The sequence below is a fragment of the Streptomyces sp. NPDC111516 genome (genome assembly GCF_055635345.1).
In genome coordinates, this window is sequence record NZ_JBVKBV010000015.1 from 39,941 (window position 1) to 60,656 (window position 20,716).

General features: G+C 71.3%; 17 protein-coding genes and 2 pseudogenes. 10 read left to right on the plus strand and 9 right to left on the minus strand.

The features are described 5' to 3' along the window. Window positions 1-570: 570 nt before the first annotated feature. Window positions 571-1,995 (plus strand): GNAT family N-acetyltransferase, encoded by a 1,425-nt coding sequence (locus ACZ7L9_RS25290; protein WP_471418420.1) that lies wholly within the window; start codon window positions 571-573, stop codon window positions 1,993-1,995. Here the strand turns inward: ACZ7L9_RS25290 and ACZ7L9_RS25295 are convergent. Then, a complete protein-coding gene (locus tag ACZ7L9_RS25295) occupies window positions 1,931-3,223 on the minus strand; it encodes a trans-sulfuration enzyme family protein (protein ID WP_471418423.1) in 1,293 nt (430 codons plus the stop codon). The two genes, ACZ7L9_RS25290 and ACZ7L9_RS25295, sit on opposite strands and share 65 nt — an antisense overlap. A 59-nt stretch (window positions 3,224-3,282) precedes the next feature. Between ACZ7L9_RS25295 and ACZ7L9_RS25300 the strand changes: the two genes are divergently transcribed. The 3 genes and pseudogenes from ACZ7L9_RS25300 to ACZ7L9_RS25310 all read left to right on the plus strand — a co-directional run. Next, window positions 3,283-3,780 (plus strand): Lrp/AsnC family transcriptional regulator, encoded by a 498-nt coding sequence (locus ACZ7L9_RS25300; protein WP_471418425.1) that lies wholly within the window; start codon window positions 3,283-3,285, stop codon window positions 3,778-3,780. A gap of 73 nt (window positions 3,781-3,853) precedes the next feature. Continuing rightward, window positions 3,854-5,539 (plus strand): DUF885 domain-containing protein, encoded by a 1,686-nt coding sequence (locus tag ACZ7L9_RS25305; RefSeq protein WP_471418427.1) that lies wholly within the window; start codon window positions 3,854-3,856, stop codon window positions 5,537-5,539. A gap of 91 nt (window positions 5,540-5,630) precedes the next feature. Beyond that, window positions 5,631-5,933 (plus strand): annotated as a pseudogene (locus ACZ7L9_RS25310) (Lrp/AsnC ligand binding domain-containing protein); the annotation flags it as partial. Here the strand turns inward: ACZ7L9_RS25310 and ACZ7L9_RS25315 are convergent. Both ACZ7L9_RS25315 and ACZ7L9_RS25320 read right to left on the minus strand, forming a co-directional pair. Then, complete coding sequence (locus tag ACZ7L9_RS25315; RefSeq protein ID WP_471418430.1) at window positions 5,824-9,060, minus strand: AAA family ATPase; 3,237 nt, start codon at window positions 9,058-9,060, stop codon at window positions 5,824-5,826. The pseudogene ACZ7L9_RS25310 and the gene ACZ7L9_RS25315 overlap by 110 nt on opposite strands. Further along, complete coding sequence (locus tag ACZ7L9_RS25320) at window positions 9,057-10,223, minus strand: exonuclease SbcCD subunit D (RefSeq protein ID WP_471418432.1); 1,167 nt, start codon at window positions 10,221-10,223, stop codon at window positions 9,057-9,059. Before ACZ7L9_RS25320 ends, ACZ7L9_RS25315 begins: the two co-directional genes overlap by 4 nt. Window positions 10,224-10,549: 326 nt before the next feature. Here ACZ7L9_RS25320 and ACZ7L9_RS25325 point away from each other — a divergent pair. Beyond that, a pseudogene (locus ACZ7L9_RS25325) lies at window positions 10,550-12,265 on the plus strand (RNA repair domain-containing protein); the annotation flags it as partial. A gap of 179 nt (window positions 12,266-12,444) precedes the next feature. Here the strand turns inward: ACZ7L9_RS25325 and ACZ7L9_RS25330 are convergent. Beyond that, the gene (locus ACZ7L9_RS25330; protein ID WP_471418434.1) at window positions 12,445-13,071 is read right to left on the minus strand and encodes a YigZ family protein; all 627 of its coding nucleotides are present in this window, start codon (window positions 13,069-13,071) and stop codon (window positions 12,445-12,447) included. A gap of 58 nt (window positions 13,072-13,129) precedes the next feature. On the opposite strand from ACZ7L9_RS25330, the gene ACZ7L9_RS25335 reads away from it, so the two are divergent. Together ACZ7L9_RS25335 and ACZ7L9_RS25340 are read left to right on the plus strand one after the other, a co-directional pair. Then, window positions 13,130-13,540, plus strand: a complete 411-nt coding sequence (locus ACZ7L9_RS25335; protein WP_471418436.1) for a CoA-binding protein — start codon at window positions 13,130-13,132, stop codon at window positions 13,538-13,540. Between the two features lie 73 nt (window positions 13,541-13,613). Beyond that, a complete protein-coding gene (locus tag ACZ7L9_RS25340) occupies window positions 13,614-14,438 on the plus strand; it encodes an AAC(3) family N-acetyltransferase (RefSeq protein WP_471418438.1) in 825 nt (274 codons plus the stop codon). 35 nt (window positions 14,439-14,473) lie between these two features. On the opposite strand, the gene ACZ7L9_RS25345 is transcribed toward ACZ7L9_RS25340, so the two are convergent. Both ACZ7L9_RS25345 and ACZ7L9_RS25350 read right to left on the minus strand, forming a co-directional pair. Beyond that, the gene (locus ACZ7L9_RS25345) at window positions 14,474-15,034 is read right to left on the minus strand and encodes a YbaK/EbsC family protein (protein WP_471418440.1); all 561 of its coding nucleotides are present in this window, start codon (window positions 15,032-15,034) and stop codon (window positions 14,474-14,476) included. A 44-nt stretch (window positions 15,035-15,078) separates the two neighbouring features. Further along, entirely contained in the window at window positions 15,079-15,651 is a 573-nt protein-coding gene (locus tag ACZ7L9_RS25350) for a helix-turn-helix domain-containing protein (protein ID WP_471418442.1), read from the minus strand. Window positions 15,652-15,744: 93 nt separating this feature from the next. Here ACZ7L9_RS25350 and ACZ7L9_RS25355 point away from each other — a divergent pair, with 93 nt between their 5' ends. Continuing rightward, window positions 15,745-16,611 carry an EamA family transporter gene (locus ACZ7L9_RS25355; RefSeq protein ID WP_471418445.1) on the plus strand — a complete coding sequence of 289 codons (867 nt, stop codon included), beginning with the start codon at window positions 15,745-15,747 and terminating at the stop codon, window positions 16,609-16,611. Window positions 16,612-16,633: 22 nt separating this feature from the next. Here the strand turns inward: ACZ7L9_RS25355 and ACZ7L9_RS25360 are convergent, their stop codons facing one another. Then, window positions 16,634-17,389 carry an acyltransferase gene (locus tag ACZ7L9_RS25360; protein ID WP_471418447.1) on the minus strand — a complete coding sequence of 252 codons (756 nt, stop codon included), beginning with the start codon at window positions 17,387-17,389 and terminating at the stop codon, window positions 16,634-16,636. A gap of 182 nt (window positions 17,390-17,571) precedes the next feature. On the opposite strand from ACZ7L9_RS25360, the gene ACZ7L9_RS25365 reads away from it, so the two are divergent. Beyond that, window positions 17,572-18,102, plus strand: coding sequence for a gamma carbonic anhydrase family protein (locus ACZ7L9_RS25365; RefSeq protein ID WP_471418448.1), 531 nt, complete (start codon window positions 17,572-17,574; stop codon window positions 18,100-18,102). Window positions 18,103-18,203: 101 nt separating this feature from the next. On the opposite strand, the gene ACZ7L9_RS25370 is transcribed toward ACZ7L9_RS25365, so the two are convergent. Both ACZ7L9_RS25370 and ACZ7L9_RS25375 read right to left on the minus strand, forming a co-directional pair. Further along, window positions 18,204-18,854, minus strand: coding sequence for a DedA family protein (locus ACZ7L9_RS25370; protein ID WP_471418451.1), 651 nt, complete (start codon window positions 18,852-18,854; stop codon window positions 18,204-18,206). Window positions 18,855-19,017: 163 nt separating this feature from the next. Beyond that, the gene (locus ACZ7L9_RS25375) at window positions 19,018-19,470 is read right to left on the minus strand and encodes a DUF4442 domain-containing protein (RefSeq protein WP_471418453.1); all 453 of its coding nucleotides are present in this window, start codon (window positions 19,468-19,470) and stop codon (window positions 19,018-19,020) included. A 138-nt stretch (window positions 19,471-19,608) separates the two neighbouring features. Between ACZ7L9_RS25375 and ACZ7L9_RS25380 the strand changes: the two genes are divergently transcribed. After that, window positions 19,609-20,676, plus strand: coding sequence for a DUF8017 domain-containing protein (locus ACZ7L9_RS25380; RefSeq protein ID WP_471418455.1), 1,068 nt, complete (start codon window positions 19,609-19,611; stop codon window positions 20,674-20,676). Window positions 20,677-20,716 lie beyond the last annotated feature (40 nt).

Below are 20,716 nucleotides of genomic sequence, written 5' to 3' on the forward strand. Positions count from 1 at the left end.
GACAGAACCTCGGCCCGGAGTCTTCGGGTGGCCTCACACCGCGCGGCACCGAACCACACCGGTGGGCACCGAGCCGATACCCGGGCTTGCCGAAACGGCCGGGCGCGGCGGATCGTCACAGCTGGTACGTCAAGCGGTGCGCCTGAGGACGGTCTGGGAGCAGAGTCCGGGACCGAGGTAACGGCCCAGGACATCGTGGCGTAACCGGTAGCGACCTGTAGGACCAGTGGATTCCGCCCGGGCCGGGAGGAGCGATGACTTCCGCCCGGGCCGGGTGACAGCGTCCGGGCAGCACCGCGGTCTGCGCGGCGTCGTCCGGCCCGAGGGCACCTCTCCGGGCCCGTCGTCGCCCGCCCTCCGGGCCCTCGCAGGAGCTGTCCGGGGCCGGGCAGGAGCTGCCGTACCCGCCGGCTCACAACCCGGGTTCGGCGGCCCAGCCGTACTGCTCCGAACCGCAATCGATCAAGACATCAATCTACCAAAATAGGTGATAGTGGACTAGATCCACACTTAACCCATCAGTCACAGAGCGTTCGTGATCGGGCAACACCACTCAGTCACAGTGCAGGCATGACTGATGCGACCTCCGCCAAGACTGCCCGACGCTCCCACCACTGGCGGCGGGACGTGACCGAACTGGCCGCCCTGTTCGCCGCCGTCGCCGTGGCCGACGCGATCGCCAACCTGATCGGGCACCAGCCGGACGGACCGTATCTCCTGATCGCCTCGGCCGTGGCCCTGGCTGTGACAGCCGCGTTCCACACCTGGTGGGCACGGCGCCACAGCCATGCCCCGCCGCCGACCGGCACCGGCCTCATCACCGATACCTGCAACAACACCCACAGCGGCCACGACAATCACACCGCCGCGACCGTCGCCAAGGGCTCGGGCCCCTCCCCCGAGGACACGGTGTTGTGGCGGATGCGCACGACCGTTCGGGACGTCCCGGGCAGTCTGGCTGCGCTGTGCAGCGCGCTCGCCAGGCACCGGGTCGACATCCTCACCCTGCAAACGCACCCGCTGGCACAGGGCACGGTCGACGAGCTCCTGCTGCGCGCCCCCGCCCGACTCCAGGCCCAGCAGCTGAGCCGGGCAATCTCCACAGCGGGGGGCGGCTCGACCTGGATCGAGCGGGCGGATGCGCACGACCTGGCGGACGCGCCGACACGCGTCCTGGGTCTCGCCACGCGTACGGCCCTGGATGCGACCGAACTCCCCCTCGCGCTACGTCAGTTGCTCGGCCGTTGCGCGATCCGCTCGCTGCCCGCCGGCTCGATCACCGGCCGTACAACGGGTAAGATCGCCCCGGTGGAGGGTGTGCTGGATGAGACGGTGATGCGGCTGCGCGACCCGTCGGGAGGCGCCATCATCATCGAGCGGCCCTATCTTCCGTTCACCCCGACCGAGTTCGCCCGGGCCCGCGCCCTGGCGGAGCTGGACGCCCGGCTCGGCCCCCGCGCCACGAGCAGCGAGCGCTTCCTCACGCTCCCCGAGGGCAACGAGATCACCGTGCGCCACGCGGACCGCAGCGACCTCGAAGCCGCCCGCGCCATGCACGACCGATGCTCCGAGCAGACGCTGCGGCTGCGCTACCACGGGCCGGTCCGTGACGCCGACCGTTACCTGGACCACCTGCTGAGTCCCCGTTTCGGCCGAACCCTGGCGGTGCAGACGACCTCGGGCCGGCTGGTCGCCCTCGGCCACCTCCTGTGGGACGGTGACGAGAGCGAGGTCGCCCTGCTCGTCGAGGACGAGTGGCAGCGTCGCGGAATCGGCTCCGAACTCCTCGGCCGCCTGGTGGCGCTCGCCATCGAGGCAGGCTGCGAGAACGTCTACGCCGTCACCCAGGCATCCAGCACCGGCATGGTCGCGGCCATGCGTGCGCTGTCCCTGCCGCTGGACTACCAGATCGAGGAGGGCACGCTGGTCATCACCGCCCGGCTGGATGCGACTCCCGTCCGTTCACTGCCTCCGTACGAGCAGGCCGGCCGCTGACACTCCCCTGCTGACCGAGGCCCGGCCGGCCGACGCCGTGCGGACCGCTCTCCTTGCGGACGCCCGGCTCCTGTGAGCTCAGCGCCTGACACAGGTCGGCCCACAGATCCTCGACGTCCTCGAGACCGACCGACATCCGCAGCAGCCGGTCCCCGACACCGGACGCCTGCCGGTCTCCCTCATCCACAATGCGGTGGCTGATGGAGGCCGGATGCTGGATCAGGGTGTCCACACTGCCGAGACTGACCGCGGGCGTGACGAGCCGGACTGCCGAAATCACCCGGTGCGGATCCCCGTACACCTCGAACGAGACCATCGCCCCACCCAGCTTCGGGTAGTGGACCCGGGCGATACGCGGATCGGCCGTCAGCCGACGGGAAAGTTCGGCGGCACTCGCGGAAGCCGCCCGTACCCGCACCGGGAGCGTGGCGAGCCCGCGCAGCAGCAGGTACCCGGCCATCGGATGCAACACTCCGCCGGTGGCGAAGCGGACCTGCCGCAGGCGGGCCGCGAACTCCTCGTCACAGGCGACGACCCCGCCCATCACATCGCCGTGCCCGCCGAGGTACTTGGTGGCGCTGTGCAGCACGATCCGCGCACCGTGCTCTACAGGACGCTGGAGCACGGGTGTGGCGAACGTGTTGTCGACGAGCAGCGGCACGGAACCGCAGGAGTGCGCGATCGCCCGGATGTCGACCTCGGCGAGCGTCGGGTTGGCGGGCGTCTCCACCATCACCAGACCCGTGTCCGGACGGAGCGCCTCCGCGATGCCCGCCGGGTCGGTCCAGGTCACTTCAGTGCCCAGCAGGCCGGCGCCGAGCAGGTGATCGCTGCAGCCGTAGAGCGGGCGGACGGCGACCACATGGCGCAGTCCCATGCTGGCCCGGACCAGCAGGACGGCGGTGAGCGCCGCCATTCCGCTGGCGAACGACACCGCGCTCTCCGCTCCCTCGAGCCGGGCGAGGGCCGTCTCGAAACGGGCCGTCGTCGGGTTGTCCAGCCGTGCGTAGACGGGCGGCCCTTCGAGTCTCGCGCCGGTGGCGGCGAAGGTGTCGATCCGCTCGGCCTCGCCCCTGGAGTCGTACGAGGGGTAGGTGGTGGACAGATCGATCGGAGGGGCGTGCAGGCCGAGCGCCGCGAGATCGTCGCGGCCCGCGTGCACGGCTTCGGTGGCCAGCGCCCTGGACGGGGTCATCGTCGAGGGCTCCAGCATGGCTTCGGTGTCCATGTCAGCACTCTGAACAAACACCGGGTGATCACGACTCCATCCCGTGCTATGTTCGGCAGATGGCTGATTCAGTCGTACTCGACCCGGTGGATCTGCACATTCTGCGGCTGCTGCAGAACGATGCCCGGACCACCTACCGCGAACTGGCCGCCGAAGTCGGCGTCGCGCCGTCGACCTGCCTGGACCGGGTGGCCAGGCTGCGCCGCTCCGGCGTCGTACTCGGCCACCAACTGCGTCTGGACCCGGCGAAGCTCGGCCGCGGTCTGCAGGCGCTGCTCTCCGTACAGGTCCGTCCGCACCGCAGAGAGCTCATCGGCCCGTTCGTCGAACGCATCAGGACGCTGCCCGAGTCCCGCGCGCTCTTCCATCTGACCGGGCCCGACGACTATCTGGTCCATGTCGCGGTCACCGGCACCGCGGATCTGCAACGCCTGGTGCTGGACGAATTCACCTCACGCCGCGAAGTGGCCCGGGTCGAGACCCGGCTGATATTCCAGCAGTGGGAGTGCGGCCCCCTGCTGCCACCCGCCGCCGGACGGCCCGGGACCGGCGGCTGAGAACGCACGCCCGGCAGGCCGCCGAGGCCGAATGATGGTGACGCGCAGGCCGTCGACGTACGAGGATGTCCGCATGTCAGATATTCCCAGCAGCGCGCTGCCCCGCCAGGTCGCCGACGCCTACGTCGACGCATTCATCGAGCTCGACCCGATCGCCGGCACCTACCTGGGTGTCGCGGAGAGCTCGCGCCACCTTCCCGACTTCTCCCCCGCGGGGCAGGAAGCCCTCGCCCAACTCGCCCGCACCACCCTGGCGAAGCTCGACGCCGCTGAGCAGCTGCCCGGCGCGGACAGCGATGCCGAGCGCCGTTGCGGCCGCCTTCTGCGCGAGCGTCTCACGGCGCAACTCGCCGTCCATGAGGCCGACGAGGGACTGCGCGCCGTCTCCAACCTCTCCTCCCCGCCGCACAGCATCCGTGAGGTGTTCACGGTCACACCGACCGAGACCGACGAGGACTGGGCGGCGGTCGTGGACCGGCTGCGCGCGGTTCCCGCCGCGCTGGAGGGCTACCGCGAGTCGCTCGCGCTCGGCCTGGAGCGCAAGCTGTACGGCGGCCCGCGCGCCACTGCCACCTTCATCGGCCAGCTCGACGAGTGGGCCGGTGACGGCGGGACGGGTTTCTTCCATGACTTCGCGGCCGCCGGCCCGGCGTCCCTGCGTACCGATCTGGACGACGGCGCCCGCCGGGCCACGGAGTCGGTCGTGGCGCTGCGCGACTGGATGCGCGATGTGTACGCCCCCGCGATAGAGGGCGCGCCGGACACGGTGGGCCGTGAGCGGTACGCGCGCTGGTCGCGCTACTTCAACGGCACCGATCTCGACCTCGACGAGGCGTACGCGTACGGCTGGTCCGAGTACCACCGGCTGCTCGCCGAGATGAGGACCGAGGCCGAGAAGGTCCTGCCCGGTGCCGGTCCCTGGGAGGCACTGGCCCATCTCGATGTGCACGGCAAGCACATCGAGGGGGTCGACGAGGTCCAGGCCTGGCTGCAGAGTCTGATGGACGAGGCGATCGAGGCGCTCGACGGTACGCACTTCGAACTCGCCGAGCGGGTACGGAAGGTGGAGTCCCGCATCGCCCCGCCCGGCGGCGCCGCTGCCCCGTACTACACGGGCCCGTCCGAGGACTTCTCCCGCCCCGGCCGCACCTGGCTGCCCACCATGGGCGAGACCCGCTTCCCGGTGTACGACCTGGTCTCCACCTGGTACCACGAGGGTGTGCCGGGCCACCATCTGCAGATCGCCCAGTGGACGCATGTCGCCGACAGCCTCTCCCGCTACCAGGCGTCCATCGGCGGTGTCAGCGCCAACGCCGAGGGCTGGGCGCTGTACGCGGAGCGGCTCATGGACGAGCTGGGCTTCCTGCCGGACGCCGAGCGCCGCCTCGGCTATCTGGACGCGCAGATGATGCGGGCCTGCCGGGTGATCGTGGACATCGGCATGCACGCGGAAATGGAGATTCCGGCGGACTCGCCGTTCCACCCCGGCGAGCGGTGGACCCCGGACCTGGCCCAGGAGTTCTTCGGCAACCACAGCGGCCGTCCGGCCGACTTCGTGGAGAGCGAACTCACCCGCTATCTCTCGATGCCGGGGCAGGCGATCGGCTACAAGCTGGGCGAACGCGCCTGGCTGCTCGGCCGGGAGAACGCCCGCAAGGCGCACGGCGCCGCGTTCGACGCCAAGGCCTGGCACATGGCCGCGCTGTCGCAGGGGCCGCTCGGTCTCGACGATCTCGTGGACGAGCTGTCCAAACTCTGACCTGTCTCTCGCCCCCTCCCGTCGCCCCCGGTCCTCCGCACCACTCGCGGAACGCACCGGCTGGGGCGGCAGGGAGGGGGCACGCGTGAACAAGCCGTTCCACGATCTGCTCGATACGAATCCCGAGACCGTGGAGGCCCACCGTGTCACCGGCGACGACCGCTTCTTACTGAAGGTCACCGCCCGCTCGCTGCCTCACCCGGAGGCGGTCTCGGGGAGGATCGGCGCCCTCGGCTCCGTCACCACGAGCATCGCCTGGTCCTCGCCGCTCCCCCGGCGCGCCATCAGCCGCCGGCCTCGCCCGCGGTGCGGTGCCGCACCGCCGATCCATGTCGCTCCTTCACCACTTCGAGTTGTGCGGGGATACGGCGGCGCAGGTCGGCGACATGACTGACGATGCCGACGCTGCGGTCCCGTTCGCGCAGCGAGTCCAGCACGTCGAGCACCTCGTCGAGTGTCTGGTCGTCCAGACTGCCGAAGCCCTCGTCGATGAAGAGGGTGTCCAGCCGTACGCCGCCGGCCTCGTCGGTGACGACATCGGCGAGGCCGAGCGCGAGGGCGAGCGAGGCGAAGAACGTCTCTCCGCCCGAGAGCGTCGCCGTGTCGCGTTCGCGTCCGGTCCAGGCGTCGACGACGTGCAGGCCGAGGCCCGATCGGCGGCCTCCCGTGCGGGCATCGGAGTGGACCAGCGTGTAACGGCCGGACGACATGCGCTGCAGCCGTGCGGTGGCGGCGGCCGCGACCTGTTCGAGCCGGGCGGCGAGCACGTAGGACTCCAGCCGCATCTTGCGTTCGTTGTCCGCGGAGGTACCCGCGGTGAGCCCGGCCAGCCGGGCCACCCGGTCGTACTCCTCGCGCAGCGGCCCGAGTCCACGCACCTCGTCCGTGGCGCTGCGCGACAGCCTGAGCAGCTCGGCGCAGCGCTCGCGTGCGGCTGCCAGTGCCGCGGAGGCGTCCCGCAGCAACCGTTCGGCCGTGTCGTACGCGGCCTGCGCGGCGTCCACCGCCGCGGGCGGGCCGTCGGCGGCGGCTCGGGTCGCGGTCTCGGCGAGACGGTCGGCGACGGCTGCCGCCTCGGACTGCCAGGCGTCGATCAGGCGCTGCAGTCCGCGCTGTTCGGCGTCGGTGAGGAGAACCGCGGACGCGGCCTGCGGGGTGTCGAACCCGGCCCGGAACGCGGCGTCCGCGAGTCGACCGTCGGCCTCCTTGCGGCGCTGTGCCGCCGACTCCTCCTCATGCACCGCCGCGGCGGCCGCGGCGAGCAGACCGACCCGGCGCTCCAGCAGCTCGGCGTGCTCGGCGACGCTGCCGCAATCCCCTCGGGCAACCGTCAACTCTCCTTCCAGCGTGGCCTGTTCACGTTCCAGTCCTTCCCGTAGGGAGGTACGGGCCGCGGCCCTGCGCTCGGCCAGTTGGCGGCTCTCGAGGCGCTCGGCGTGTTCCCGCTCGGCCACGGCGAGTGCCTCACGTGCCGCGTGCATGCCGGCGGCGGTCCGGTGCGCCTCGGCGTGCCTGAGCGTCAGCCTCTCGACGAGCGCGGCGAGTTCGGCGACGGTGGGATCGGCGACGGGCTCGTCCCCGAAACCCGGAAGGGGCCGCTCGCCGTGGGCCGCATCGGTCGCAACCACCTCGGCCCCGGCGCCCGACGCGGACGGCGCCGACCTTGCAGCAACGCCGCCGGCCACCGACGCGGACACAGTCGACTCGGCCGCAACGCCCCCGGCCCCGCGCCCGGACGCACCCGGGCCGACGGCAGCGGCGCCGTCCCTCGGCTGCGGCACCGTCGCCTGTTCGGCGGCGGCGCGGGCCGCCAGGTGCTTCTCGCGTACGATCCCGAGCTCCCGGTCGGCCTCCGTGCGCGCCTCCTCGGCCCGCCGGTACGCGTCGAGGGCCCGCTCCTCGGTGGCCCGGTCGACATGGCCGTCGCCGGCGCGTGCGGGCCTGGGGTGGTCGGCGGAGCCGCACACCTTGCAGTCCTCGCCGTCCACCAGCTCGGCGGCCAGTTCCGCGGCGATGTCGCGGAGCCGTCGTTCGCGAAGCTCCAGCCACGTCTCGTGGGCGCCCGAGGTCAGCTCACGGGCCTCGGCCAGCCGCTCGGCGGCGGTCGCCGCCTGGATGGCGAGCGCGTCACGGCGGCGGGCCGCCTCCAGTCGTGCGCGGGCCGGCTCCAGTCGGCCGGCGAGCTGTTCGGCGCGGGTCGCGGCCTCCTGGGCCTCCTCGATGCGTGCCCGCAACCCGGAACGGGTGGCTTCCCAGTCGGCCAGCCAGCCCTCCGCCTCGTGGATCAGCTCGTCGTCGACCCGGGCCTGGCGCTCCAGTCCGGCCCGCTCGGCGTCGATCTGCGCGCTGCGCCGCTCCGCCCGCTGCGCGGCGTCGAGCCCGCCGAGTTCCTGGCGGAGTCTCCGTTCCAGTTCCGCCAGTTGTTCGGCACCGGCGTCGGCCAGGGTGTCGGGCAGCAGTGCCCGGGCGCCGTCGCGGGCCTCGCGGGCCGTGCGGTACGCGCGCTCGGCCTCGTCACGCAGCTCCAGCGCGGGGGCAACGAGGTCGGCCTTGCGGGCCCGCGCGAGCCGTTCACGGTGCCGGTCGTGGTCGGGACGGCCGGCTTCGAGCGCGGTGGAGCGGCGCTGCGTCTCCTCGTACCGCTGCTGGAGCGCGGCACGTTCGCGTTCGCTGTCGAGGGCCAAGCGGGCGGCCGACTGCCGGCCTTCGGCCATGGCCAGTACGGACTCGGCGATGTCGAGCCGTTCCCGGGCGTTGCTACGGGCCGCCGCGGCCCACTCCAGCACGCCGTCGGCGAGCCCCGGTTCGCCGGGCTGAATGTCGGGCAGCGGCGATTCGCGGGCGGCGGGTCCGGCCGCCTGGGCGATCCGCTGGGCGACCGCGAGGATCCGTTCGTCCCCGGCCCTGACCTGTGCTTCGGCGGTACGGCGCAGTTCGGCGAGGCGCTCCTCGACGGCGGCGAAACGGCGGGTGTCGAAGAGCCTGCCGAGCAGTTTGCCGCGCGCCTCGGCATCCGCCCGCAGGAAGCGTGCGAAGTCGCCCTGGGGCAGGAGGACCACCTGGCAGAACTGGTCCCGGCTCATCCCGATGAGCTGGGTGATCTCCTCGCCGATCTCCTGGTGCGAGCGGCTCAGGGGCTGCCAGCCGTCGTCGGGGTCGTACTCCCGCAGCCAGCTCTGGGCCTTCTCCGTGGTGAAGCCGTTGCCCTTCTTCTTGGGGCGGGGCTGTGCGGGGCGCCGGGTGACCTCGAGGCGTCGGCCGCCGACCGTCAGTTCGAGCGTGACCTCGGTGGGGAGGCCGGCCGGGGCGTGGTCGCTGCGCAGCGACGTGCCGGGGCCCTGGCGGGCGCCGGGCACCGCGCCGTAGAGGCTGTAGCAGACGGCGTCGAGGACCGAGGTCTTCCCTGCGCCGGTCGGACCGTGCAGCAGGAAGAGCCCGGCCGAGGAAAGTGCGTCGAAGTCGATTTCCTGGGTGGCGCCGAACGGCCCGAAGGCGGTGAGGCCGAGCCTGTGGAGTCTCAACGGTTCACCTCGCGGACGCTGTCGTCCACCCGAACGTGGTCGAAGGCGCCGCGCAGCACCGTTCTCTCCTGGTCGTCGGCTGCGGACCCACCCCGCACATGTGCCACGAAGTCCTCCGCGATCTGCTGGTCGTCACGCCCCTTGAGGCGCTGTGCGTACGAGGCGAGCGGGTTGTCGGGGGCGCGGTCGGGTTCGAACACGAGACTGAGTGTGTGCGGGAACCGCTCGACGAGGCGGGCCATGGGCTCGGCCGGACGCACCGGGTCGGTGAGCGTGGCCTCCACCCAGGATTCCGTGTGCTGCTCCAGCACGGGGTCGTCGATGAGGGTGTCGAGGCGGCCGCGGAGTCTGGCGAGCGGACGGGGCACCGGACAGTCGACGCGCTCGGCGGCGATCGATCCCGAGGCATCGAGGTCGATCAGCCACATCGTCTTGCGGTGGGCGACCTCGGAGAAGGAGTAGGCCAGCGGGGAGCCCGAGTAGCGGACCCGGTCGGTGACGGTCTGGCAGCCGTGCAGATGCCCCAATGCCACGTAGTCGACGCCGCCGAAGACCCCGGCGGGTACGGCGGCCACCCCGCCGACGGTGATGTCGCGCTCACTGTCGCTGGGCTCGCCGCCGGCAACGAATGCGTGGGCGAGCACCACGGACCGGGTGGTCTCCGGGCGGCTCGCGAGGTCGGAGCGCACCCGGTCCATGGCCGCGGTCAGCACCGCCTCGTGCCCGCCGCGCTCCGCCCTGAAGACGTCCTTCATCAGGGCCGGTTCCAGGTAGGGGAGCCCGTAGAACGCCACGTCGCCGTGCGCGTCGCGCAGGACGACGGGGGTGGCGCAGTGGGCGGGGTCGGTACGCAGATGGATTCCGGCCCGCTCGATCAGGCCCGCGCCGACGCCCAGCCTGCGTGCCGAGTCGTGGTTTCCGGAGATCATCACGGTGGGCACACCGGCGGCGGCGAGCCGGTGCAGCGCGTCGTCGAAGAGCTCGACGGCGGAAAGCGGCGGGACGGCCCTGTCGTAGACGTCACCCGCGACGAGGACCACATCCACCTCGTGTGCCCGCACCGTGGCCACCAGGTGGTCCAGGTAGGCGGCCTGGGCTTCGAGCAGGGAGACCCGGTGGAACGACCGCCCCAGGTGCCAGTCCGATGTGTGCAGAATCCTCAATGTTCCGCTCCGACCTGCACGTTTCCCCTCACTCCGCTCCCAGAACCAGCACTGGGCCGGCGCCGGCCCTCGCCACCATCACCCACCACGCTAGCGCCGGTCAGCACCTGATCCTTCACGGACCTCGGTTTGCCACCGGGGTCCCGGGCCTTCTCACCCACAGCCGGTCGCCCACCGCATCTGCCGGAGCTCGTCCGACGTGTGGCCCGGAAGGCGGGGGCGAGGCACGCGCATGCGTGGTCGATGCCGGCCTGACACAGGCACCGGAAGGGCAGGATGCACGGCACCCTGGAGGAAGAAGGTGTGAGGGCGCCAGAGGAGGGGTGATGCGGACCAGCGACCAGATCTTTCACCGGGTCCGCTGGGACCCACGGTTCGACCCGGCCCGGTTCGTACTCGGGATCAGGCGGCGCGAGGGTCCCCCCGAGCGCATCCCGCTGCCCTCCTTCGTGCCCGGGGGTGAGATCCCGTGGCACCGGGTGGTGTTCATCGAGGCGGACGGCGAGGTGGTCTGGGACCGGGCCACGGGTGTGGACCGCATCGACGCATCGGACGCCGGCCGGGTGCGGGACCCGCGACTCCTGCGCGCGCCGTTCTTCACAGCGAGGACACCGCACCTGTGGGACCCGGCCGCCGGGTGGTGCCCCGCAACCAGTCGGACAGCTGCGCCGGCCGCGACGGGCCTGCGCGTCCTGACCTGGAACACGCGATATGCCCCGTACGACAGCAGACTCATCGACACCGCCCGACACCGGCCGCTGCTGCTGAGGGCGTTGGAGGACGCCGACGCGGACGTCATCGCACTGCAGGAGGTCGAGGCCGGGCTGCTCGCCGTGCTGTTGCAGGCCCCCTGGGTACGTGCCGACTACACGCTGGGCACCGATCCGACCAGGACGGACATCGACGACAGCGGGTTGCTGCTGCTCAGCCGGCTGCCCGTACGGGAGGCGGGGTGGCACGTCCTCGGCCCCCACAAGGCCGTCACCGCCATCACCGTGGAGACCGCTTCCGGCCCGCTCGTGGTGGCCTCCACCACGCTGACCGGGGACCACTCCAAGGCCTGCCCGGCCCGGCGGCAGGCCGAACTGACACAGCTCGCCGAGGGGCTGCCTGCCATGGGCGACGACCTGATCCTGCTGGGCGACTTCCACGACCATGGGGACGGACCCGCTCTCGCGCTGGGCCTGTGGGACGCCTGGACGGAAGTGCACGGGCGCGATGACCGGACCCCGGTGCTCGATCCGCGCGTCAACCGGCCCGCCCCCCTCTCCTCGCTGTCCGGCCGGGCCTCGCCCCTGGACCGGATTCTGCTGCGCGGGAGCAGGGTGCGTGCGACCAGAGCGGTTCTGCGGGGTGACGCGCCCACCCCGGAGGGCTGGTACGCCCCGGACCATTGCGGCGTGGAAGCCGACCTGAGCTGCGCCCCGGGCTCCGGCGGGAGCGAGCCCACGGCCGTCCTCGACGTGTCCCCGACCGCCCGCACGGCAGTTGCCTGGATCCCGCCTTCGCACATGTGGCCGCCGATCCAGGACATCCGCCGGGACTACGATCCACAGATCCACCGCTGGCCGCCGCACGTCAATCTGCTTTTCGGCTTCGTGCCCGAGTCCCACTTCGAGCGGGCGGCGCCGCTGCTCGCTGCGGCGGCGGCCGAGACGCCGGTCTTCACTGCCCGGCTGGACGGGGTACGCACCTTCCGGCACCGGGCGTACTTCACTGTGTGGCTCGACCCGGCGGCGTCCGGCGCGGCCCCGTGGGAGGGCCTGTACCGCGCACTGCAGCAGCGGTTCCCGCACTGTCGTGGGCGTGGGAAGAGCTTCACCCCGCATCTGTCCCTGGGCCGGACCCAGGATCCGCGGCGGGTCGCCCCGGACTGCGCCGCTCGGCTCGAGGCCATGACAGCGACGCTCTGGGAACTCGTCCTGCTTTCGCGCAGGGGTGACGGGCCGATGCGGCCGCGGGCCACGGTCGCTCTGGGCACGGGCGAGGTGCGTTGGCTGCCCGAGCCGGGCTCCGGTGCGCCGGGCGCTGAGGACGCGGCCTGGCTCTCCGAGATCACCGACAGGTGAAACGCAATGCACCACCCGCTCGTCCTGCTGGTCCCCACTGACCGCCGGGCCGGGGACGGCCAAGAGATCGCTGCTCCACGCGCCCATTGCTCCGTGCGGAGGAGCACGCCACGGCTGCACCCGGGGGCCTTGGCCAGGAGGCCGGGATCCGGTCAGACGTCTCCGTACGCCTCGCCGCCCAGCTCCAGCCGGGCCTCGCCCGCTGTCGCGTCGGCCAGCCAGCCGCGAAATCCCTCGACATCGGCGTCCGGCAGCCCGATCTCGATGACGACGGCCTCCGCGTAGCGGACCTCGCGCACGGTCCGTCCGGTGGCCCGGAGGTCGTTCTCCAGCTTGCCCGCGCGCTGATGGCCTACGGTGATCGTGGCGAGTCGGAACCGCTGCCGGGTGAGGGTGCCGATGGCGTCGAGGGCCTCGCCGACCACTCCCCCGTACGCTCGGATCAGTCCGCCCGCACCGAGCTTCACACCGCCGTAGTAGCGGGTGACGACGGCCACGACATACCGCATCTCACGGCGCGTCAGCATCTGCAGCATGGGGACACCGGCGGTGCCGCCGGGCTCTCCGTCGTCGCTCGCCTTCTGTACTGAGGCGTCGGCGCCGATCACATAGGCGAAGCAGTTGTGGGTGGCGGTCGGGTGTTCCCTGCGGATGCGCGCGACGAAATCCTGCGCCTCCTGCTCGGTGGCGGCGGGGGCGAGCGCGCAGATGAAGCGTGACCGGTTGATCTCGGTCTCGTGCACGCCCGCTCGGGCGACTGTCCGGTACTGCTCCTGCATCAGGCCAGCCTATGCCCCGGCCGGGAACAGTCCGGGGCCGCCGTCCGTTGTCCGGATCATGTACGCAGACGCAGAGACGATCAGCAGGATCCTCCGGGACACGGGCGATACCTGGGCCGTGGTGGGCCTGTCCGACAACCGGTCGCGCGCGGCGTACGGCGTCGCCGAGGTGCTTCAGCGCTTCGGCAAGCGGGTGGTCCCGGTGCATCCGAAGGCGGAGCGGGTCCATGGCGAGGACGGCTATGCCTCGCTGGCCGACATACCGTTCCCGGTCGATGTGGTGGACGTCTTCGTCAACAGCGAACTGGCGGGCGGCGTGGCCGACGAGGCGGTGGCCGCGGGCGCGAAGGCGGTCTGGTTCCAGCTCGGGGTGGTCGACACCCAGGCGTACGACCGCACGCGCGCCGCGGGGCTCGACATGGTCATGGACCGCTGCCCGGCCATCGAGATTCCGGCGCTGAGCCGATAACCGCAGCACGCCCGTCTCTCGTCCGAATGTGCGTGGTGTCACACTCGCGGTCCGGCTGGGAGAATGGCCGGCTGTGTGTACTACGACTGCGCCGATCGTCCGCCACGGCCGAACCGGGCTGGCCGGGCAACTGTCGGAACTCGGAGTGGAGCGGAACGGCGTCCTTCTGGTGCATGCGTCGATGCGCGCGGCGGGCGCGATCAGCGGCGGGGTCGGGGCGTTGGTCGGTGCGTTGGGCGACGCCCTCGGCAGGCACGGCACACTCGTCGTCCCGGCTTTCACCCCGGAGAACTCCGACACCTCTCCGCACTATCTCGACCGGGTGCGTGGTCTCACCGACCAAGCCCGGGAGGCCGTACGGGCGAGCATGCCGCCGTTCGACGCGGCGAACACGGCCGCGCCGTCGATGGGCCGCCTCGCGGAGGCCGTGCGGCTCACCGAGGGGGCGGTACGCAGCGGACACCCCCAGACGTCCTTCGCCGCGCTCGGCCCGCTGGGCCGGAGGCTGGTGGCGCACCACCGCTCCGACTGCCATCTCGGCGAGGATTCCCCGTTGGCCCGCCTCTACGATCTGCGGGCCCAGGTGCTCCTGCTGGGCACCGGCTTCGACACCTGCACCGCGTTCCATCTCGGCGAGTACCGAGTGCCCGCCCCACCCCGCCGCACCTACCGCTGCGTGGTGACGACCGAGGGCCGACGCCATTGGTGGGAGTACGAGGACGTCGCGCTGGACGACGGCGACTTCGCCGCCCTGGGAGCGGACTTCGCCCGCTCGGACAACGGTGCGGCCGTCCGCACCGGTCCGGTGGGCGCGTCGACGAGCCGCCTGTTCCGCCTGACCGATGCCGTCGACTTCGCGTCCCGCTGGCTGCCGTCACACCGGAGCGGGTGCCGGTGAGGGCCCTCGGCCGCGCGCACGGCTGAGCGGCGGCCTCAGCCCCTGACGCCCAGGCCGTCGACGATCACCGCGCCCGGCAGCGCGGCCAGCGCCTTGCCCGGGACGATCAACTTGCCCCGGCGGCTGCCGCTGCCGATCAGCACCCACTCCTCGTCGACGACGGCGGGATCGATCAACAGCGGCCATCCGGCCGGGAGTCCGATCGGTGTGATGCCGCCGTACTCCATGCCGGTCTCGCCGACCGCCGTGTCCATCGGGGCGAAGGACGCCTTGCGGGCACCGAGGTGCTTGCGGACCGCGCCGTTCACGTCGACGCGGGAGTGGGAGAGGACCAGACAGGCCGCCAGCGTCACTTCGCCGCCGCGCTTACCCGCCACCACGACGCAGTTGGCCGACCGGTCTAGCAGTTCCACGCCGTGGTGCTCGACGAAGACCGCGGTGTCGGCGATGGCCGGATCGGTGTCGACGTGGATGACGTGCTCGGCGGGGACGCCACCCCAGCCCTCGGTCACGGCTGCGGCGACGGGCTCGGTGAGCAGGTCGAGGCGGTCGGCCGCCGGGCAGGCGTTCTCGAACGATCCGATGGGTGCGCGCATGCGCACCACGCTAACAGCGTCCCGGAGGCGGTCGGTTGGCCGTCTCACCGTACGGGCGGGATCGAGACCGCCATGGTCACCTCGGTGGGCTCGGAGCCGTCATTGCGGTAGGCGTGCGGGTGGTGTGCCTCGAAGGTGGCGGATCCACCGGCGGGTACGCGGTACGAGGAGCCGTCGACGACCAGGGTGAGCTCGCCCGCCGTCACGTGGAGCAGTTCGACGGTGCCCTCGGGATGCGGATCGGAGGTGCTGCTGTCGCCGGGCATCAGGCGCCACGACCAGAGTTCGAGCGGGCCCCTGGCCTCCGTACCGACGAGCAGGGTGGTGGTACTGCCCGCCTCCGTGGACCACATGCGTACCGCCTGGCCCTCGGGCACCAGACGGACCGGTGAGCCCTGCTCATAGTCGAGCAGGGTCGTGATGCTGACCCCCAGCGCGTCGGCGAGCTTGACCGTGGTGCCGACGCTCGGATTGGTGCGGGCCTGCTCGATCTGAATGATCATGCCGCGGCTGACCCCGGCACGGGCGGCGAGTGCGTCCAGAGTGAAGCCGCGTTCCCCCCGCCAGCGTTTGAGATTGCGTGCCAGCGACTGAGTGAGCTGATCCAGGTCAGACACATTCCGTCCAATATTTTGGATGACAGGGTCAAAAATACTGCACTACGGTGTGGTGGACCGCACCGTTCATCGCACTGTACTGCGAGGCATGCCATGACAGCACTGTTCGCCCTGGCCACCAGCCTGCTCTGGGGGTTGGCCGACTTCGGCGGCGGGCTGCTCACGCGACGTACGCCCGCGCTCACCGTGGTCGTCGTCTCGCAGACCGCGGCGGCCGTGGTGCTCTGCGTCATCGTGATCGCGACCGGCGGCTGGAGCGAGGCGGGCCCGCAACTCTGGTTCGCCGTCGCGGCGGGCGCCGTCGGGCCGGTTGCCATGCTGAGCTTCTACAAGGCCCTGGCGCTCGGCCCGATGGGCGTCGTCTCCCCGCTCGGATCGCTGGGTGTCGTTGTGCCGGTGAGCGTCGGGCTCATCGTCGGGGAGCGCCCGGGGCTGCTCCAGTTCGCCGGGGTCGGCGTTGCCGTGGTGGGCGTCGTGCTGGCCGGTGGTCCGCAGTTGCGCGGGGCGCCGGTGCAGCGCCGGGCGGTGCTGCTGACCCTGGTGGCCGCGCTCGGCTTCGGTTCGGTGATGTCCCTGATCGCGGAGGCGTCCACCACGGTCACCGGGCTGTTCCTGGCGCTCTTCGTCCAGCGCCTGACCAACATCGCGGTGGGCGGTACGGCCCTGTACGTATCGGTACGGCGCGGGGCACGCGCACTGCCGGAGGAGGGCGGTGTCACCGTGGTGCTGGCGGCGCTGCCCGCCCTGGCGTTCGTCGGACTCGCGGATGTGGCGGCCAACGGCACGTACTCGATCGCCGCACAGCACGGCCCGGTCACTGTGGCCGCCGTGCTCGCCTCGCTCTATCCGGTGGTCACGGCCCTGGCCGCGCGCGGCGTGCTCAAGGAACGGCTGCGCGGGGTGCAGGCAGCCGGGGCCGGTCTCGCGCTGGTGGGCACGGTGCTGCTGGCGACGGGCTGAGGGCTCCCGGCCGCCACCGCGCTCAGTCGCCGGACGGGCCCGAAGCCTCGCCCGGTTCCGCCAGGGACAGCAGCTGCTCGGGCGTCACACCCGACGGAATCGGTACCGGGGCAGGGGTACGCAGCGGAGGCTGCCAGCCCTTCTCCGGGTCCCAACCGCGCACGACACGGGCGGGAGCACCGGCCACCACCGCGTGGTCGGGCACCTCGCCCCGTACGACCGCCCCCGCCGCGACCACCACGTTGCGCCCCAGCACGGCCCCCGGCAGGATCACCGCTCCGGTGCCGATCCAGCAGCCCGGCCCGATGACGACCGGCTCCATGCGGGGCCACTGCTTGCCGACCGGCTCGTGCGGATCGTCGTAACTGTGGTTCGTGGACGTGATGTACACATACGGTCCGCAGTACGTGTCCGAGCCGATGGTCACCCTGGTGTCGGCGACCACATGACTGCCGCGTCCGAGTACCACTCCGTCCCCCAGGGTCAGGATCGGCTCGGCGCCGAGGTCCAGGTCGGGCATGAGCCCGGCCGTCAGCGTGACCTGCTCACCGATCACACAGTGCGCGCCGAGCTCGATCCACGGCTCCCCGAAGACCGTGCCCTGCGGAAAGGCCAGCCGGGTGCCTTCCCCGATCCGGCCGAACCGCAGCCCACCGGGGTGTTCCGCGGTGACCGCGCCCGACTCCTGCACCCAGCGCCAGCCGCGATGGACGGCCCGGGACAGGGCGCGCCGCCGCCAGGCGGCGAGGGAGGAGAACGCGTTCCTGTTCTTGGACACTCGCACACGGTAGTCGGCGGCGCCCGGCGTGATCACCGCGCCAACCTGTGATGTTCACCCCACTCGACGTCAGCCCTCCGCCCGTCGCATACCGTTTCTCCGACGCGATCGGACAGCGGCGGCCGAGCCGTGGCGGTCGGACGACCGCGACCGCACCACACCGGAGCACGGAGGAACGGGCGATGGCAGAGCAGGCGTTGATCACGGGAATGGGCGGCAAGGAGCCGGACATCGATGCGGAGGCCTTCACCGCACCGACGTCGGTCGTGATCGGCGAGATCACGATGGCGGCGGGCTCCAGCGTCTGGTACCAGGCCGTACTGCGTGCCGACTGCGGTCCCATCCTCATCGGCGCCGACAGCAACATCCAGGACAACTGCAGCGTGCATGTCGACCCCGGGTTCCCGGTGACGGTCGGCGAGCGTGTCTCGGTCGGGCACAACGCGGTACTCCACGGCTGCACCATCGAGGACGACGTCCTGGTCGGCATGGGGGCCACGGTCCTCAACGGCGCCCGCATCGGCGCCGGTTCGCTGGTCGCGGCACAGGCACTCGTTCCGCAGGGTATGCAGGTACCGCCGGGGTCGCTCGTCGCCGGCGTTCCCGCCAAGGTCAAGCGGCAGCTGACCGAGGAAGAGCTCGCGGGCATCAAGTTCAACGCGGTGGGCTACGTGGAACTGGCCAAGGCACACCGCCAGGCACACGAGAGCTGACCGGGCGGCAACGGCACGGAGCGGAACCGAGGAGCACGGGCGGGCCGGCGGCGGACGACGACTCCCGCCGGACCGTTCCGCCCCGTACAGTCCCGGCCCGGTCAGTCCACTGCCGGCACGGTCTCCGCGTCGGGCGCCGATGCCTGTGCCGCCGCCTTCTTGGCCCGGTTCTTCAGCACCAGCATCGAGGTCACACCGATCAGCACCGCGACGACCAGGCCGAGGTACGAGAACCGCTTGAGCCAGGCCTCGGCGACGACACCCACCGAGTAGACGACGGCCGTGGTGCCACCGGCCCAGACGATGCCGCCGAGCACGTTCGCGATCAGGAACTTCCAGTACGGCATGTGCAGCACGCCGGCCAGCGGACCCGCGAAGATCCGCAGCAGTGCGACGAAGCGGCCGAAGAACACCGCCCACATGCCCCACTTCTGGAACGACCGTTCCGCCATGCCGATCTGGCTCTCCCCGAAGTGCTTGGGGAACTTCCCGCCGAGCCGGGCGAGCAGCGGCCGTCCGCCCTTGCGGCCGATGGCGTATCCGACCGAGTCACCGATGACCGCGCCCGCCGATGCGCAGGCACCGAGGACCCAGGGGTTGATTTCGTGGTGTCCGACGGCCAGCAGCGCCGCGCTGACCAGGACGATCTCGCCCGGCAGCGGAATGCCGAGGCTCTCCAGCCCGATGACGACGCCCACCAGGGCGTACACGCTGACCGCCGGGACGGTCTCCAGCCACTCCTGGATGTGCAACGCCGATTCCTCCCGCAACTGATGTCCGGTTGCCCGCCGGCCAACTCCTCGGCGCACCGCGGGAATGCTACCTGTCCGGCCATCCGCCCGAACAGCGCGAAGGACCGCCACACCCCCTGGAGTCCAAGGAGTCCGAGGCGGCCCTTCGGGGAGCCGTTCCTGGTCAGGCGTTCGGACGCAGCGTCCAGACGACCGTCATCTCAGCGGTCACCGCGCCGTCCGCGCGCCGGATCTCGATGGCCACGGGAAATTCGGGACGCTTGCCCTCGTCGAGTTCGGCGACGACCTCGGCCACCGGACGGCCGAGGGCCGCCGTGGCCGTGACGACACCCTTGGCCAGCTTCTTGTAACCGATCTCCGCCTTCACCGCCAACGGAACAGCGCGGGACAACTGGTCGCCGAAGGCGGCGATGACGATCGCACCGCTCGCAGACTCCGCGAGCGTGAACATCGCGCCGGCATGGGGTCCGCCGACGTGGTTGTGGTAGTCGGCCTGGTCCGGCAGACGGACCACCGCACGCTCGGCGGTCGTCTCCAGGAACTCGAGATTGAGGGTCCGGGCCATCGGGACCGTCGCGGCGAGCATCTCGCCGACGGTCGTCTGTTCAGCGCTCATGACCAGATGTTACTTACGAGTAGAACAATTTGGCCATCCCGGGGTTTCCTGCGTCCGGTACCGCCGTCGCTTCCTTCACTGTCCGCTCGCGGGGGCGGGCGTAGCCGACCGGGCACCGCCCCTCTATCGTTACTCGCCATGTGGCCAGGACAGCAGCCGCCCGGGGGCGAGCAAAACCCGCAGGACCAGAGTCAGAACCCGTATCAGCAACCGGGTTACCAGCAGCCGAATCCCTATCAGCAGCCGGGATATCAGCAGCAAGGACAGCCGGGGCAGCAGTCGGGGTACCCGCAGCAGGGGCAGCAGCCCGGCTACCCGCAGCCGAACCCGTACCAGCAGCCGACCGTGCCGCAGTACGCGGTGCCCGGCCCGCCCGGTGGTCCGCGGCCCGACGGCGACAAGAAGAAGACCACCGCCGTCGCGATCGTCGCGGCAACCGCTGTCGTCGTGGCTGCCGTGGTCACCGGTGTCGTCGTGATGAACAAGGGCGACGCCAAGGGCAAGGACGTCGCCGACGACAAGAACTCCTCGGCGCCCGCCGAGCCGTCCGAATCCGCCTCCTCGCCCGAGGCGAACCCGCGCGGCACCGACGAGGACGCCAAACCCCTGGTCGCGGGCTGGAAGGTCGTCACCAACCCCAAGTGGGGAACGCAGTTCGACGTGCCCGGCGACTGGGAGGTCGGCGCTCCCGGCACGTCCTCGTTCTTCGAGGACGACAAGAAGGGTGACGGCTCGCCCCTCATCGGTTTCTCCGCACCGTCGTACTACCGGAGCAAGTGGTGCGTGGACGATTCCGACAAGAACGGCATCACGGAGGACATCAGCCTCGCCAGTGCCGGCACCAGGGGCGCCCAGGGTGCCACCGACGCCGCCAAGAACGCCCACAGCGAGGCCGGCACCTGGGTATGGGCCGCCTATGCGCAGCACATGCCGCAGAGCACCATCAAGTTCACCCCGGCCAAGCAGTACACCACCAAGTCGGGGCTCACCGGCCAGGTCGTCACGGCCACTGCTCCCGGCGTCACGAAGCGGAACAAGTGCGACAGCGACGGCAAGTCGATCGCCTTCACCTTCAAGAACAAGAACGGTGACTTCGCGTCCTGGGTCCTGTACGGAGCGGACAATGTCAAGGACGAACTCCCTGACGCGACGATCCAGAAGATTCTGAGCACCGTGCGGCTGGTGGACGTCGTCAGGTCCCCCTGACCCGCTTCCCCGCATCCGGGAAAGCAGTTGGCAGGGCGGC

What these genes read in the sequence shown, in the direction of transcription:
- ACZ7L9_RS25290 (WP_471418420.1), top strand. Translation starts at nt 571, where the DNA reads ATGACTGATGCGACCTCCGCCAAGACTGCCCGACGCTCCCACCACTGG.
- ACZ7L9_RS25295 (WP_471418423.1), bottom strand. Translation starts at nt 3,223, where the DNA reads ATGGACACCGAAGCCATGCTGGAGCCCTCGACGATGACCCCGTCCAGG.
- ACZ7L9_RS25300 (WP_471418425.1), top strand. Translation starts at nt 3,283, where the DNA reads ATGGCTGATTCAGTCGTACTCGACCCGGTGGATCTGCACATTCTGCGG.
- ACZ7L9_RS25305 (WP_471418427.1), top strand. Translation starts at nt 3,854, where the DNA reads ATGTCAGATATTCCCAGCAGCGCGCTGCCCCGCCAGGTCGCCGACGCC.
- ACZ7L9_RS25330 (WP_471418434.1), bottom strand. Translation starts at nt 13,071, where the DNA reads ATGCAGGAGCAGTACCGGACAGTCGCCCGAGCGGGCGTGCACGAGACC.
- ACZ7L9_RS25335 (WP_471418436.1), top strand. Translation starts at nt 13,130, where the DNA reads ATGTACGCAGACGCAGAGACGATCAGCAGGATCCTCCGGGACACGGGC.
- ACZ7L9_RS25345 (WP_471418440.1), bottom strand. Translation starts at nt 15,034, where the DNA reads ATGCGCGCACCCATCGGATCGTTCGAGAACGCCTGCCCGGCGGCCGAC.
- ACZ7L9_RS25355 (WP_471418445.1), top strand. Translation starts at nt 15,745, where the DNA reads ATGACAGCACTGTTCGCCCTGGCCACCAGCCTGCTCTGGGGGTTGGCC.
- ACZ7L9_RS25365 (WP_471418448.1), top strand. Translation starts at nt 17,572, where the DNA reads ATGGCAGAGCAGGCGTTGATCACGGGAATGGGCGGCAAGGAGCCGGAC.
- ACZ7L9_RS25375 (WP_471418453.1), bottom strand. Translation starts at nt 19,470, where the DNA reads ATGAGCGCTGAACAGACGACCGTCGGCGAGATGCTCGCCGCGACGGTC.
- ACZ7L9_RS25380 (WP_471418455.1), top strand. Translation starts at nt 19,609, where the DNA reads ATGTGGCCAGGACAGCAGCCGCCCGGGGGCGAGCAAAACCCGCAGGAC.